Annotated in this window: 19 protein-coding genes; 13 read left to right on the forward strand and 6 right to left on the reverse strand. The window is 41.2% G+C overall.

Translation table 11 applies throughout. The annotated features are described in order from the left end of the window. The first annotated feature begins 15 nt into the window (after positions 1 to 15). The 8 genes from QI63_RS12435 to QI63_RS07455 all read left to right on the forward strand — a co-directional run bounded on the left by QI63_RS12435 (position 16) and on the right by QI63_RS07455 (position 4,432). A complete protein-coding gene (locus QI63_RS12435; protein ID WP_052185508.1) occupies positions 16 to 240 on the forward strand; it encodes a DUF4405 domain-containing protein in 225 nt (74 codons plus the stop codon). Between the two features lie 45 nt (positions 241 to 285). Then, positions 286 to 510: a hypothetical protein gene (locus QI63_RS12440; protein WP_200877734.1), complete on the forward strand. Its 225-nt coding sequence runs from the start codon at positions 286 to 288 to the stop codon at positions 508 to 510. Between the two features lie 163 nt (positions 511 to 673). Beyond that, on the forward strand, positions 674 to 895 hold the full coding sequence (locus QI63_RS07430; protein ID WP_044017181.1) for a hypothetical protein: 222 nt from the start codon (positions 674 to 676) through the stop codon (positions 893 to 895). After that, complete coding sequence (locus QI63_RS07435) at positions 895 to 1,296, forward strand: type II toxin-antitoxin system tRNA(fMet)-specific endonuclease VapC (protein ID WP_044015174.1); 402 nt, start codon at positions 895 to 897, stop codon at positions 1,294 to 1,296. The genes QI63_RS07430 and QI63_RS07435 overlap by 1 nt, the downstream gene beginning before the upstream one ends. A gap of 24 nt (positions 1,297 to 1,320) precedes the next feature. After that, a complete protein-coding gene (locus QI63_RS07440) occupies positions 1,321 to 1,533 on the forward strand; it encodes a zinc-binding dehydrogenase (protein WP_044015176.1) in 213 nt (70 codons plus the stop codon). A gap of 239 nt (positions 1,534 to 1,772) precedes the next feature. Beyond that, positions 1,773 to 2,396: a PadR family transcriptional regulator gene (locus QI63_RS07445; protein ID WP_044017182.1), complete on the forward strand. Its 624-nt coding sequence runs from the start codon at positions 1,773 to 1,775 to the stop codon at positions 2,394 to 2,396. Between the two features lie 16 nt (positions 2,397 to 2,412). Continuing rightward, on the forward strand, positions 2,413 to 3,288 hold the full coding sequence (locus QI63_RS07450) for a CPBP family intramembrane glutamic endopeptidase (RefSeq protein ID WP_044015179.1): 876 nt from the start codon (positions 2,413 to 2,415) through the stop codon (positions 3,286 to 3,288). A 178-nt stretch (positions 3,289 to 3,466) separates the two neighbouring features. Further along, the gene (locus QI63_RS07455; protein ID WP_081984425.1) at positions 3,467 to 4,432 is read left to right on the forward strand and encodes an alpha/beta hydrolase; all 966 of its coding nucleotides are present in this window, start codon (positions 3,467 to 3,469) and stop codon (positions 4,430 to 4,432) included. Positions 4,433 to 4,465: 33 nt separating this feature from the next. Here QI63_RS07455 and QI63_RS07460 read toward each other — a convergent pair whose 3' ends face one another. Next, positions 4,466 to 5,095 (reverse strand): hypothetical protein, encoded by a 630-nt coding sequence (locus tag QI63_RS07460; RefSeq protein ID WP_044015180.1) that lies wholly within the window; start codon positions 5,093 to 5,095, stop codon positions 4,466 to 4,468. 13 nt (positions 5,096 to 5,108) lie between these two features. Next, entirely contained in the window at positions 5,109 to 5,450 is a 342-nt protein-coding gene (locus QI63_RS07465; protein ID WP_044015182.1) for a hypothetical protein, read from the reverse strand. Positions 5,451 to 5,828: 378 nt separating this feature from the next. Between QI63_RS07465 and QI63_RS07470 the strand changes: the two genes are divergently transcribed. From QI63_RS07470 to QI63_RS07485, 4 genes are all read left to right on the forward strand, one after another. Then, complete coding sequence (locus QI63_RS07470; RefSeq protein WP_044015184.1) at positions 5,829 to 6,572, forward strand: hypothetical protein; 744 nt, start codon at positions 5,829 to 5,831, stop codon at positions 6,570 to 6,572. Positions 6,573 to 6,590: 18 nt separating this feature from the next. Then, the gene (locus tag QI63_RS07475; RefSeq protein WP_044015187.1) at positions 6,591 to 7,469 is read left to right on the forward strand and encodes a DUF4261 domain-containing protein; all 879 of its coding nucleotides are present in this window, start codon (positions 6,591 to 6,593) and stop codon (positions 7,467 to 7,469) included. A gap of 12 nt (positions 7,470 to 7,481) precedes the next feature. Continuing rightward, positions 7,482 to 7,997 (forward strand): hypothetical protein, encoded by a 516-nt coding sequence (locus QI63_RS07480; protein WP_044015189.1) that lies wholly within the window; start codon positions 7,482 to 7,484, stop codon positions 7,995 to 7,997. 330 nt (positions 7,998 to 8,327) lie between these two features. Beyond that, positions 8,328 to 8,927 carry a hypothetical protein gene (locus tag QI63_RS07485; RefSeq protein WP_044015191.1) on the forward strand — a complete coding sequence of 200 codons (600 nt, stop codon included), beginning with the start codon at positions 8,328 to 8,330 and terminating at the stop codon, positions 8,925 to 8,927. A gap of 169 nt (positions 8,928 to 9,096) precedes the next feature. Here the strand turns inward: QI63_RS07485 and QI63_RS07490 are convergent, their stop codons facing one another. Then, positions 9,097 to 9,651 carry an NAD(P)H-dependent oxidoreductase gene (locus QI63_RS07490; protein WP_044015193.1) on the reverse strand — a complete coding sequence of 185 codons (555 nt, stop codon included), beginning with the start codon at positions 9,649 to 9,651 and terminating at the stop codon, positions 9,097 to 9,099. Positions 9,652 to 9,759: 108 nt separating this feature from the next. On the opposite strand from QI63_RS07490, the gene QI63_RS07495 reads away from it, so the two are divergent. Further along, a complete protein-coding gene (locus QI63_RS07495) occupies positions 9,760 to 10,635 on the forward strand; it encodes a ketopantoate reductase family protein (RefSeq protein WP_044015195.1) in 876 nt (291 codons plus the stop codon). Here QI63_RS07495 and QI63_RS07500 read toward each other — a convergent pair. From QI63_RS07500 to QI63_RS07510, 3 genes are read right to left on the reverse strand one after another with little or no spacing between them, the layout of a single operon-like run. Continuing rightward, on the reverse strand, positions 10,553 to 11,404 hold the full coding sequence (locus QI63_RS07500; protein ID WP_044015197.1) for an inositol monophosphatase family protein: 852 nt from the start codon (positions 11,402 to 11,404) through the stop codon (positions 10,553 to 10,555). The genes QI63_RS07495 and QI63_RS07500 overlap by 83 nt on opposite strands. Before the next feature lie 39 nt (positions 11,405 to 11,443). After that, positions 11,444 to 12,553, reverse strand: a complete 1,110-nt coding sequence (locus QI63_RS07505) for an ABC transporter ATP-binding protein (protein ID WP_044015199.1) — start codon at positions 12,551 to 12,553, stop codon at positions 11,444 to 11,446. A gap of 1 nt (position 12,554) precedes the next feature. Further along, positions 12,555 to 14,384: an ABC transporter permease gene (locus QI63_RS07510; RefSeq protein WP_052185511.1), complete on the reverse strand. Its 1,830-nt coding sequence runs from the start codon at positions 14,382 to 14,384 to the stop codon at positions 12,555 to 12,557. Positions 14,385 to 14,400: the final 16 nt, after the last annotated feature.

A 14,400-nucleotide genomic window follows, 5' to 3' on the forward strand; every position in this document is an offset into this window, starting at 1 on the left:
CGTCCGTTCCGCATTATGCAGACAATAATAAACTGCGGTATTCTTGTGTGTGCAGCATTTTTGATGATAAGCGGCATTGTGCTTTCGCAGCATGTTTTTGCATTTCTGGGGATCAGCTCCGGTGCGAACTTTGTACGGATAGCACACATGCTCGCAAGCCATTGGTACTTTTTATTTATGTCGCTGCATATCGGGCTGCACGCAGGGATGATTTCCCGCCACATTGCGGCAAAGCATTAGCGGACGGCAGAAACAAAAACGGGAGCGTCTGTACAGCCGGTACGATTGAAAACGATTATGTTGTATACGCTGCTTGCCGGTATTTGCACCTATGGTTTGTATGCATTTATTTCGCGCGGCGTATGGCGTTATCTCGTTTTGCAGCAGCAGTTCTTTTTTCTCGATATGGAAAAAGGTTATGCCATATTCTTTACCGATTATAGTGCAATTATCGTCCTGTTTGCAGCTTGTGCACATTACGGTGCAAAATTAACGGGGGAGAAAAAATGAATACCCGTGATGTAAAGTATCGGGGGTTTGTAGTCGACAGTTACCTGTAGTTTTTGTGACAAAGCAAAATGGCAGGCTATTTCCGCTGTTTTATAATATACGTGCAAATATACTTGATTTTTATAATAAACTGTTTTACACTTGGATAAAAAGAGGTACGAATATGCCGCAGTTATCATTATATGTTACGCAAGAGCAGCTTCTCAAAATTGAAAACGAAGCTCATGCGGAAAATATGTCGCTTTCAAAGTGGGTCGTGAGCAAAATCATGGAAAGAATAGAGCCTCATTATCCGGAGGGCTGGGCTGATCTATTCGGCTCTGTTGCTGACCCGGCATTTACGAGACCTGAGCAGCCGAAACTTGAAACGCGAGTGGCTTTTTAATGTATTTTATAGACTCAAATACGTGCATTTACTTTATGAATGGAAAGTTTCCATCTGTCCGCGAAAAATTCTTATCAGTTTCGCCAAAAGAGATAAAAATTTCTTCAGTAGTAAAAGGCGAACTTTTGCTTGGCGCTTTTAAAAGCCAGACAAGAGAAAAGACTACAGAGAAAGTGGAAAAATTTTTGAAGCCGTTTGAAATTGTGAATTTTACAGATAAAATGGCTTACTCCTACGCAGAAATCCGAAAAGATTTGGAGCTTGCAGGTACACCGATAGGCGCAAATGATTTACTGATTGCTGCCACTGTTCTTCATGAAAAAGGGACTCTTATTACTCATAATGCGAACGAATTTTCAAGAGTAAACGGCTTGAAAATTGAAGATTGGGTAGTAGATTGAACATATTAGATCTTTACCCCATCCTTGAACGATTCTCCGACACGCTCCAAAACGGAAGTTTCCGGCTTTCACAGTAATTTTTCTACGCAAGCCGACATCGATTCAATTTTCAGCTTTTTAACCGAGCATACCTTACAGCCGCTTATCGGTGCACACTTTGCGTTCCGCGATATTGCCCAAGCCTGTGCAGCATGCGACGGCGGTAAGGTAAACGGGAAAATTGTCGTGGAGCTGTAAGGCGCGTGAGGCATGAGAAAAGTCCTCTGAGTAGTCCTCTTATTACCTCAGAAATCTTTCGCTTGCTGTATATGGAGTGCAAATCGAAATCAATCAATTCCTGTTGTGAATAATTCAATTCAATAGTATTCAACTTTAGGAAAAACAAAATTACTATTTCGTCTATTGACATTTATTATCCAAACTATTACTATTAGATATGTCTAATAGTAATGTTATAAACAGGGAAGATGAAGTATATGAAATATTTTTTGCTCGGTTTATTGATGTTAAAAGAAATGACGGTTTATCAATTAAAAGCGATGATAGCCGAAAACTTCACCGCTATGTGCAGCGATAGTATGGGGAGCATTCAAGCAGCTCTGAAAAACCTGCTGTCAAACGGACTTATTACGTGCTCTGCCGTAAAAGAAAAGAATGTGGAAAAAAAATATTACCGTATAAAAGAAAACGGCAGGAAGGAATTTTTACTGTGGCTGCAAAACCCGATGGATATGTCGCAAGGAAAAAATACCGAACTCGGGAAGCTTTTGTTTATGGGTGTCTTACCGAACGATAAACGTGTTGAACTCATTTCCGCTGTCATAAAAAATTTAGAAAGCGAACTTACATATCTAAAACAAATACTGGAAGTAAACAAGGATGTTGAAGCAAACAAAAAAGAATTGCTTGATTACTATGCCGATAATCCTGATTATGCCGCAGCGTTGTTGCGCGCGGGAAAAAGCAAAAATATCGCCCAAAGTTTTTCCGACATACATAAGTACGAAATGTTGACGGCACAACATGGGGCGGATTTAGTACAGTTTCATATTAAATGGTTCAAAGAATTGCAAAAGAAAATAAATGCAGGTTTATTTTAAGATAGGAGATGATCTAATGGAAAATACACGTACAATAAAAAGAAATCTTTTGATATTTATTGTCTTTATATCAGTAATAGGCTTTGTAGGATATTTTATTGACAGGATGACGGGACATGCCGATTATACGAATGCAGGTATGGGCGATACCGGTACGGCAGGAATGGGAATATGGCTTATCAGTCCCTTATTTTTAGTGATTATTTTACGGTCATTTTGCGGTGATACATGGAAGGAACACGGTTATCATCTGAACATAAAAAAACATCGAACAATGTATCTTGTCTCATTTTTGATATATCCGGTAGTAGCAACGTTGATAATATTGACCGGCTTACTCTTTAACGGTATAGGTCTCGGCAAGATGAATGGTGCTGTTTTATTGACTACTCTTGGCAGCCAAATAATCATTCAGTTTATTAAAAACTTTTTTGAAGAATCTTTATGGCGTGCGTATTTGACAAATCAGCTCTTAAAACTAAAACTGAAAGATTGCACACTCTATATTGTGAGCGGCATTATTTGGTGGATGTGGCATTTGCCGTATGTTTTGTACTTTCTTACTCAAAAAGAAATAAACGACTACATGGGATTCTCGGTAAGCAGACCCTTCTTTTTTGTTTGGGGATTTCTGGTTTGTCTGAGTTGGATTGTGATGTATGTTGAAATGTTTAGAATCACCAAAAGTGTATGGCCTGCGGTTATTATGCACACAATGGAAGATGCCTACATCAATCCTTTGTTGCTATCGGGTGCGGTAGTTATACACTCGCAAACAGCGCTCGTTTTCTCGTTATCTGCCGGAGTGCTATCTATGTTCATGTATCTTGGCATAGGATTTTGGCTGAGAAATATCCGCAGAGAAACAGAAAATCAAGAGACGCAGAGATAGATATGAATATAAAACTTGAAAAAGCAAGTATAATTTAATGTATTGTTTTACCGGTAAAAAGTTGTGCTTATGATCTGTAAACAACCAAACATGCTAAGGAGGTCTGTAGTTTCCCTCTCTCTTTTTCATATTTTTATGCTATACTATCTCCATGTATCTAAAACCTGAATTAATTTATATGAAAAAATGTATGCTTTTATCGGCAGCTATCTTGTATATCGGAACAATTGCCGCGGCACAAACAAATGCAATGCCGTCCGCCTTTAAAGTTGAGGAACAATGCTTTCAAAGGAACGGCATGAAAATATACGGAAAGCTTTTTATCCCCGATAGAACCTCTCAGATGCCCTTAGTCATCCTTTCGCACGGATTCGGCGGAAATCATGGAGGTGTTAAAGACTATGCAGCGGCTTTTGCGGAACAGGGGATTGCCGCATATATTTTCGATTTTATCGGCGGTGGCAATCATATCAAAAGCGCCGGGAAAATGACGGAAATGTCGGTGCTTACCGAGGCTGAAGATTTGACAGTCATTCTCGACAACTTAAAAGCCGACCCGCGTTTTAAGCGTGCGCAAATCTTTTTATTCGGAGAAAGCCAAGGCGGATTCGTTTCAACCTATGTCGCGGCAAAATGTCCCGCCGATGTTGCCGGTCTAGTTTTATTATATCCCGCATTTGTTCTGCAGGATGATGCTCGGCGGCGCACCCCCGATCCCGAACGGATTCCTGCTGAAATGAAGCTGCTGGGAAAAACCATCGGGCACATTTATAACAAGGATGCACTATCCTTTGATATTTATACGTTGATGCCGCAGTATTCCGGCAGAACGCTCATCATTCATGGAACAGACGACTCGATTGTACCGCTGTCGTATTCGGAGCGTGCGATTAAGACCTTCCCTAATGCCAAGCTCATAAAGCTTGACAGAGAAAAGCACGTTTTTTATGGAAACGCGAGGCGGAAAGCGGCGGACTATGCAGTGCAATTTGTGCAAAACATAATCGATGAGAAAAGTGCTATCTCGTTTTGCAGCAGCAGTTCTTTTTTCTCGATATGGAAAAAGGCTATGCCATATTCTTTACCGATTATACTGCAATCATGGTCATGTTTGCAGTTTTTGCTCATTACAGTGCAAAGTTAATGGGGCTCGCTTTCGGAGATAGGCATTCTTTTCTTAATCAGATAATATCTTTACTTCTTCTCTAACATGATATTTAATTAATCCATTTTCTAGTACCGGAGAATATTCATTTCCAATATTAGTTTCAATAATTGATATCTTTTTTTGTTCAACATTGTATTTTTTTAAAATAATTTGCGAGCTCAATATCTCCTTTTCATCTTCCGGAGATTGAGGATTGACCCAATTTGAATAAATTAAAATAGCTTTATTCGTGTCAAAACAATATTCATTGTAACCACAAATATCATCGGGAGCATCAAAATAGCACAGTTCTTTTTTATCGACATTATATTTTGCGATATATGAAATATGAGTAGGGGTTATAGACCAAAACCAATAATTTTTATTGCTATCATCCCATCCGAGATCATAAATTGTATCTGCATTCGGGTATCGGGATTGTGCTTCATCCCAAGAATATCTTAATACCAAATGTCCATTCTTATCTTTTATTTCTAAAATACTGGAACCTATTATAACTGCTGATAATGTAGTAGCAGCATACCTATTTTCTCGTATTATATTTGTATCGTTGTGAGCTATTGTTTTTGATTTATTACAAGAATTTAATAAGAACCAACAAGTCATTAATACGAAAATAAATGTTTTGCATTTTATCATGCTTCTACCTCACTCATCTTATTTCCCCATCTTTTTTTACGCTGACTTGTGTCTTTACCACCACAGGGAATGCACACGGCACGGTGACGCGCTCCCGCGTGGTGTTCAGAAAATCAAAGCGTACGGTTACTTCGCGCCCGCTGGTTTTATCAAACGTGTCGCTCTTTCTGTCATATTCACCGATAGCCGTATGCTCTACAACCAGAAGCTCTCGCTCCAGTGCGATTTTGTCGTTCGGCTCCTTGACATAGATGTTCCCGTAAGTCCAGTCCTCCGGCTTGTATGAGCCGCTGTCGTCAGTAAATGCCGCGAGCGAGGCGAACAGAAGTGCTATGATTAAAAGTGATTTTTTCATTTTATCTCCAAGCGGTTCAGTAAGCTATCCGTTGAATGGACATATTAGATTTCTTTTATAAATTGATTAGATTATATCATAGGAATGCTGCACTTTCAATTAAAACCCTCTCGTGCTGGTATCTATTTTATCGTATCAATCCGCGGTGAATAGACGGTTTATGTAAGATCGGTTAAAATATCGTGCATCATCATTGAGAAGTGAGGTGGTATGTGCTAAAATCAAAAACTGTTATCAGTATTTTTTGATAATCGTGCTTGCTGTAATCAAAGGAATCTAATACTTTTTATTTTGGTTAAATCGGTTATGTACTAGATTTGAGAAAATACAAACTACAATAATCTCAAAGAAAATTGGTAAAATGATTGTGGAGAAAAAATGAAAAAGAAGATTTTTGAGTTTATCAAAAAAGCGGATTTTGTGTTGGTGTTTGTTTTTGCTCTTTTGGGGATTATAGCTCTGACTGCGGCACTCATTAATGATTTGTTACCGTTTCATCGAACGCGGGCGCAGCAGATTGCAGTTGTCGAGGAGGCACACATAGAAATTAAAGAACATCTGGAATTTGAGAGAAAAATAAAAGATGTATATATTTTTAGCGTGAAAAGCTCGACGATTAAGGCGGATGAAGCATACGGTACGGAAAAATCCAAGTGGTCGGGAAATGGATTTTCGAATGTGTTGGGAAAAGGTTTTGGTGGAGATGGTATCACAAACCTTGTTTTTGTGAAAAATAACGGGCGGGAAGAATACAAGTTGTTTCCGGCAAATGTTTTTATCTATAAATATTGCTTAACAGAGGTTGAGAAAGATCAGCCGCCGAGATATCCTCAAGAGTGTAATGTGTATGCCGTCGTTAAAAACGATACAACGAATGATAAGATTTTGAATAGCGAGGATGATATTGCGCTTTATGTTTCCGATTACGACGGTACGCATGTGAAAGAGATTTCGTCTTCAATAATTACGTTTCGCTTTCTCGGCGGCGAAGAAATTCTGTATTCAGAATATGACGGAACGATACAATCGTATTTTGTTTACGATTGCAAGACGAATGTAAAAACATTGATAAAATCCGTAAAGCAAGAGATTATAGAAAAAGAAATTGCGCTGTATAAATAAGAGAAGGGTAGGCAAAATATGGATAAGATTTTTCAACAGGATTTAACCAAAGAAGAAAAGGTTGGCAGCATTTTTATTGTAAAGCTCTTATTCAAAGCGCCGGTAACAATGCCGGCTCGAGAGCAGATGGAAGCGGTGATGCAAAAGCGCTTGGGAGATGCCGAATGTTTTTCGTACGATTCCGACACTGCCGTAGCGCAGTTTGCCGCCACTCGATATCGGGCGGAATTTAAGGATGGGGCGTATCCGCCTATGCTGATGATTGCTCCCGCCGCCTTTGACGGAAGCACCATTGACGATTTTACCAAAAGCCAGATGTGGGACTGCGGAGAAGATAAAGATGCTATTTTGTCCGAATGCCGGTATGCACTCATCGGTACCGATATGCTGGCGGCGGCGCTTCCCGCATCAGAGCGTGCAGAACTCGATATGGATTTTACAGAGGCGCTGGTCGAGCTTTTCCCTGACTGTACTGCCGTTTATTTTGAAAATTCGGGGAAACTTTTTACCGCAGAAACTATTCGCAACCATACGCTTCCCCGTGAAAACCGTTTTATTCAATTCGCCGTGAATGTCCGCTTTTTTACTATTCAAGGCGGTGAAGATATGCTTGTCGATACGCTCGGTATGGGCTTGTTGTTCTTACCCGACTTACAATATCATTTTCACGGACTTGATCCGAATCTGATGGTAAATCATGCATACAACACCGCGTTGTATCTTTTAATAAATGATAACCCCATAGAAACCGGCGACACCATTGACGGCATACCGGACGATTCTGCACCGCCTGAACGATGGATATGCCGCTACGAAGAATCGCTTATCCAACCTGTGCGCGAAGTTCTCGATATAGATACCGGCGCCTATGCTGCGGGTAACAGACAGTACGAATAAGGAAGGTATATTATGGTTTTACAAATAAACACAGCAATTATTCACGGTTTTGTCTGGTCGGTAGTGTGGATGATAATAGTATCGGTTTCAGTTCGTAAATTCCCATGGACGATAGCGCATGACTATCCGAAAGACGTAGTACAATGTGCCAATATACCGCAACCGGATAAAAAGCAAAAACTGCAGAGCATTGTCTTTTTTGTTTGCAGTTTTTTAGTAATTATCGGTACGGCTGTTTTGTCGGTGCTTTATACCTATGGTGCCAAAAGTGTCTCGTTCATTACAGTCTTTTTCCATCTGTGGATTATGTCGATGACGTGGAATGTAGTTGATTTAATCATTGTAGACTGGTTCATGATATGTGTACTCACTTCAAAACTATTTATTTTTCCGGGAACCGAAAACTGCGTAGGCAATAAAGATTATCTATTCCATTTTATCGGATTTCTAAAAGGGATTGTTGCAATGACGCTTACAGCTTTTATAGTATCCGGTACACTTTTTGCCATTATGCGGTTAATGCGATAATATAATATATTGTGAAAAGAGCTGATTTACTTATGATCGAAATCAAAAGGGCAAGTGATTGTGTCAACGATATTAGGAATATCAAGAAGTTATTCTGGAAACAACGGATACTAATATCCCTGCAATTACGGCATATAAAAGAATAGGTTTTAAGGAGTATGATCGACTAAAACAAAAATATGCCAAACAAAGCGGAATAAATTATTTTATATATTTGAAGTACACAAAATCTACAAATGATATAGGTGCAATATAATAAAACGCAAAGAGCAACTATTGTGATTCATGCGGAGGGGCGTTAAACTTTCTGTACGAATAAAGAAGTCGAATATGAATGAAAAAGAAATAATTACATTTTTAAAAATGAATATCGAACCGATAGTGGATGATATATATGGATGTATATATCGAGCGTCTGTAGTTTTAAGAGACGATGTGATTATTCCATGCGTAAAATTTTCATGTGCGGATACATATATAGATTTAGCGATAAGAAGATTCGAAGAAGAAAAAGAAAATAAAATTTTTCTCAATAATGAGGAGAATCCTTACAGGCAAATCGTAAGTCATTTTTGTATAGAACATAACATCATAGACTCTAAAAAAATAGTAAGAATAGAGAGAAGCCGGTATTCTTTTCCGATAGAAATATTAAAGCAAATAAGAGGCGAAACGTTAATGAGCTGGACGGGATTTGTTGTGAAAATGCGTGACGGAAATTATTTTAATTTCGGCACAGCCTTCTCATTCTCTTTTTTTGATCTTCCCGAAAATTATAATTTTTCCGATATTACCGAAGTGATAAATCACAGCTACATAGATAGTAGCGGCAAAATACAAAATTACCGAAAGGCCGGATTAAAAAATTTTTCGGGTACAAAAATCTATAGGGAAAAAGATTATTTCAATTGTTACTTAAAGGGACTTTAAATATATAAAGTATAGCTGAATCCGAAAAGGCAATCCTTGCACTTTCCCCGTGCCCGATAAAGAACGGTGTTGTTGTTTTTGCTTTAATACCCTTTGTTACGACGAGAGCCTTGCTGAAAAAGTAAAAGAGTATGCAATAATTCAAACGTTCTTCTCTGTCGATTATGCCTTATGTTTGTTGCAGTGCATCCAACCAAGCTAAATAGTCCCTTGCGCTCTGCTCTACCTCTTTCTGTGCAGCTTCGCTATATCCTGCGTTGCTGTCTATCGTGTGGAAGATGAACGGCGGGCGGTAGTCTGCATTGCAGTATTTCGCTGTCAGTTCAAACGGACGCAGTACTTCGGCAACGCTGCACCCGACAGCACCGTCTGCGCGGTAGTCTATGGCCGGCGCACCGAGCGAGACGGCAAGTGCAATTTTTCTGCCCGTAAGTGCTTTGCCTTTCGAGCCATAAGCCCAGCCATGAGTCAGCACTTCATCGAACCACTGTTTCAGTAATGGCGGACAATTAAACCAGTATACGGGAAATTGCCACACCATTGCATCGTGAGTTTCTATCAATTTTTGTTCAGCCGCTACATCAAGTTTACCTTGAGGATAGGCAGTGTATAGTTCGTGAACAGTAAAGCGATCGGTATGGTGCCGCACTCTAGCCGCCCAGTGTTTATGAACGATAGATTGAGAAATAGTAGGGTGAGCAAGAATAATCAGAGTTTTAGGCATAACAATATCCTTTAATGAGTTGTGTCGAGAGCATACCATCAAAGATAAAAATGTTCTATACTGATGATAGAAAACTGAAAACTGTGCGGCTATTAGACAGGTAGTAAAATGAAAATCTTAATCTACGGTGCAGGTGTAATCGGCAGTTTGTATGCCGCTGCGTTTGCTGAAGCAGGATATAACACCACGGTGTACGCACGAGGGGAAAGGCTTAAAGCACTGCAAACCCTCGGTCTACAGTATGAGAAAAAGGGCAACATCCACAGAGCAAATGTTACCGTTATCGGTACATTGGAAAAAGATGACTGGTATGATTTTATTTTTCTAACGGTAAAGGAAAATCAAGTACATACGGCGTTACAAGAGTTGAAGCACAATATCAGTCCGAATATTGTTACAATGGTCAACACGCTTGAACCGTACGGTAATTGGGAACGTATTTGCGGAACAGGACGTATTATACCGGCATTTCCGGGTGCAGGCGGCAGTTATGAAAAGGGCATCCTTAACGCGGACTTTACGCCGCGTATTATTCAACTTACGACCTTTGCCGAAATCAATGGAAATAAATCCGAACGTTTGAAAAAATTAGCCGCTCTTTTTACCGCATCGAACATACCGCACGGGATTGTAAAAGATATGCACTGCTGGCAACTCTGTCATCTGGCGCTGGTTGTTCCGATTGCCGATGCGTATTACAAAGCAAAAAATCCGGAAACGGTTTGGAAAGAATCGAGCATTATGAATGAAACCGTACGGCAAATCAAAAAGAATGTTACTATGCTGTACCATTCCGACGTAAAACTTTCACCGCCGAAGATGCATTTGTTAAGGCGTTTGCCCATTCGGATATTACAGCACATTTTTACACTCATTTTCAAAAGCCATTTCGGATATATGTTTATGTACCGGCATTCGATGAAAGCTCCCGATGAAATGAATCGGTTGCATGTACAATTTTATCGGTATCTTTCTGCGCGATAATGTTATACACTGCATCATGGATAACCGAGTTGGTGATTAATAAATCATCGATTTCTTGTCGCGGCTTATTCGATAGATTGGTTACCTTACCGCCCGCTTCGCTGACAATCAACTTACCGGCGCAGGAACTTAAGCCCATTGACGGCTTGACGTTGATCATCGCTTCGCTTTTGCCAGTGGCAAGCCAGATAAGCTCATAGACCGTACAAACAATTATCCGTATGCCGCGTACATGCGGCTGTAATTTTTGTATAAGGTCGAGCACTTTTCCGCTGTATTCGGCATTATAACTCGATGTTAAACAAATACTGACAATCGATTCGTCAAGCCGCGAACGCTGCGACACCTGCAGTTTCACAGTGCCGCAGTACGCTCCCTCGCCTTTGATTGCGTAATAAATAGCGTTATTCGGCCAATCGAATATGATACCGAAAATCGTTTCTTTATTTTTCCGCAAGGCGAGCGTTGTGCCGAACATTGGAATACCGGCAGCAAAATTCACCGTACCGTCAATCGGATCGATAAGCCATTCGTACGGACTTTCCCCGCGGTTTTCGCCGTATTCTTCTCCGATAAACGTATGATCGGGAAAGCGCTGCCGGATGCCTTCTACAATTGCTTGTTCCATAAACCGGTCGGTAAACGTGGCAATATCGTTCAATTCTTTTTTTTCAATTCCCTGAACACTATACCGTGATGCTTCCCGATAGGCTCCCGTTACCAGCGGAACTAAATAATCGTAGAGTTGATGTAATGTTTCTGACGTCATGCTACTATCCATTAAACTGCAAGTGTGAACTTCTAAAAACTAACCTTGAGTTTTAGAGATGCCCAAGTGTCCCATTGCAATATTTGCTTCGGTTTCTTTATCGAAGAGGATGATGGAGTTACCGGAAAAATCGAATGAGACTTTTTTATCAATGTCATAATCGACACTGCCGAACACAACGGAAGTAAGAATGGTGCCGTGTGAATTGATTTTAACGGTTGTTTCCATGCCCGCAGGTAAGGTTGAAAAGACGGTTCCCTCTGCACTTCCATGTTCGCTTATCTGTACATATTCAGGGCGGATGCCGAGAATAACACTTTTTTCTTCAAACGGGAGTGGGGTATCGCTGACAAATTCCGCCTGCAATCCGCAAAATTGAATGGTACCCTTACGGTATTCCGCCTCGATAAAATTCATAGTAGGATTACCGATAAAGTCGCCGACAAATACACATGACGGCTTATTGTACATCTCAAGCGGAGCGGCGTATTGCTTTAACAGTCCCTTTTCCATAATGCAGACCTTCGTAGAAAGCGTCATTGCTTCCAACTGATCATGCGTAACATACACAAATGTGGAATCGGTGGTACTGTGCAGCCGTTTCAGTTCGACTCGTATTTCCGTCCTCAGCTTTGCATCAAGGTTGGACAGCGGCTCATCCATAAATAAAATTTTGGGGTTGGGAGCAAGCGTGCGCGCAATAGCAACCCGCTGCTGTTGTCCGCCTGAAAGCTCACTCGGATATCTTTTTTCAAATTGCTCGATTTTCAGCAAGGCAAGCAGCTCCGCCACCCGTTCTCTGATGCGCCGGCTATCCCACTTTAAGTTTTGCAAGCCGAATGCAATATTTTGATACACCGTCATGTGCGGCCACAACGCATAGTTTTGAAACAAAAAGCCGACATTCCGTTTTGACGGCGGCACATTGATTCCTTTCTCCGAATCGAAGACGGGCGTGCCGTCGATAATAATCTTTCCCGATGTAGGCGTTTCCAGTCCCGCAATCATCCGGAGCGTTGTCGTTTTTCCGCAGCCGGAAGGACCAAGCAGCGTTACAAATGCACGGTCATCTATTGTCATATTGAGGTTATCAACGCCGACAAATTTTCCCCATTGCTTTGTCACCTGTTCCAATATAATCTCAGACATCTTATTTTCCTCCTACGCCTTTCGTAACGCTTGCGCCTGTCAATTTATTCACCACCCAGTTGATAAGCAGCACGATAATGACAATCAATAAGTTTAACGCATTGCCGTACTGAGAATATCCTTTTTCGTTGTAATACATCAGTAGGGTCGTTGTAATGAAATTACTATCCACAATCAAAAGCACGAACAACGATAGTTCGCGCATACACGAGATAAACGGCAAAAGATATCCCGACAAGAAACTCGGCTTTTGAATCGGAAAGATAATTTTCAGCATCCGTTTCCACCACGGCGTATTGGTTAAAATTGCAGCTTCTTCTATTTCGCCTGACAGCTGCAGCATCGCGCCTGTAGCGGACTTTGTTGCAAAAGGCATATATTTAATAGCGCCGACCAACACGAGCAGAAAAAACGATCCGTATAAAAACGACCAGTTAACCGACAGCGCAAGGTACGCCATACCGAACGCCATCGAAGGAATAAGATATGGAATAAACGCGAGTGTGCTCACGATTTTTGATAGCTTGGAATGCCGTTTGTTTACAACCGCATAGCCGACCAACAGTCCGCACGTGCCGGCAATCAGTGCGCAGGCAAGTGAGAGCAGTAAGCTATGCCCCAGCGCACTCCATACATGTGCATTGACCAGAATACCGCCTTCCCAGTTATAGTATTGCGCTTGCAGAGCTTGAGAATTGGGGTCTCCGATCCAGAAATTAAACGACATATTGCCGAGTGTATAATTACCGGCGCTTTTCAGTACCGATTCCAGTGCAAAGGTGATCATCGGCAGAATGGAGATAGCGAAGACGATAAGAAGACCTGCTGCTGCAAGCGGACGCCGCGCTGCTTTCAAATTGATGAATGATACTTGCGAACTCTTGCCGGTTACTGTTGTGTATGACTTCCGTTTTCCGGTAAATAGGTTGTTGATGCCCAGTACGAATAGCCCTAATACTACCAGCACGATACCGACTGCATAGCCTTGCGCCGGATATGCCTGATTAAAATAGGTCATCGAGGTGGTTAACGTCATAAAGCCGATAGGAGTACCGAGAAAAACGGGTACGGCATACGCGCTTACGGAACTGGCGAACACCAGCAAAAACGTATTCATCATCGCGGGAGCTACAATCGGTAAGGTAATCTTTGTAAGGATTCTCCAGCGCGGCGTTTTTAGAATGGTTGCCGCTTCTTCAAGATTGGCATCCATGTTTTTCAGAATACCGCCGATCAGAATATAGGCAAACGGCGCATAGTGAATACCGAGTGTCATTCCGATAGGGAACCGTCCGTAAACAAACCACTCCGGTGCATAGATATGGAACAACGAAGCGATAATGCCGTTTGCACTGCATCCATGTACTGTTACGTTAGCAAACATATTGTGCCAAAAAAGCGCAATCGTCCACGACGGCATAATGTACGGAAATAAAAGCAGCGCCGATATCGGTTTTTTCAGCGGGATGTTCGTCCGGTTGATAAACCATGCAAATACTCCGCCGATAACAATGGCAACAGCGGAAGCAATCAACGCCATGGAGATTGAGTTAAACAGCGGAACGTAAAAGTAATTTTTACTGTAGTTATACTCCGACGTGAGTAAAAGCGATTTCCATCCGCTGAGCGATATGCTTCCCGCCGGCTCTCCATGAAACAGCGCCTCCCGTAAATGTACGGTAAAACTTTCGATAATCATCGAAATGAGCGGGAAGATAGTCGTTACACCGAGTAAAATGAGCGCAACGGTAAGAATGATATTTGAGGGCTGTGCGAAAAACGCTTTTAATTTGTTGCCGGCCCTCTTCCCGGTAAGTGTCATAGGTTTCATATATTATACAAGATAC

Origin of the sequence: Treponema sp. OMZ 838, assembly GCF_000775995.1 — a bacterium.
In the GTDB taxonomy this organism is placed as follows: Bacteria; Spirochaetota; Spirochaetia; order Treponematales; family Treponemataceae; genus Treponema.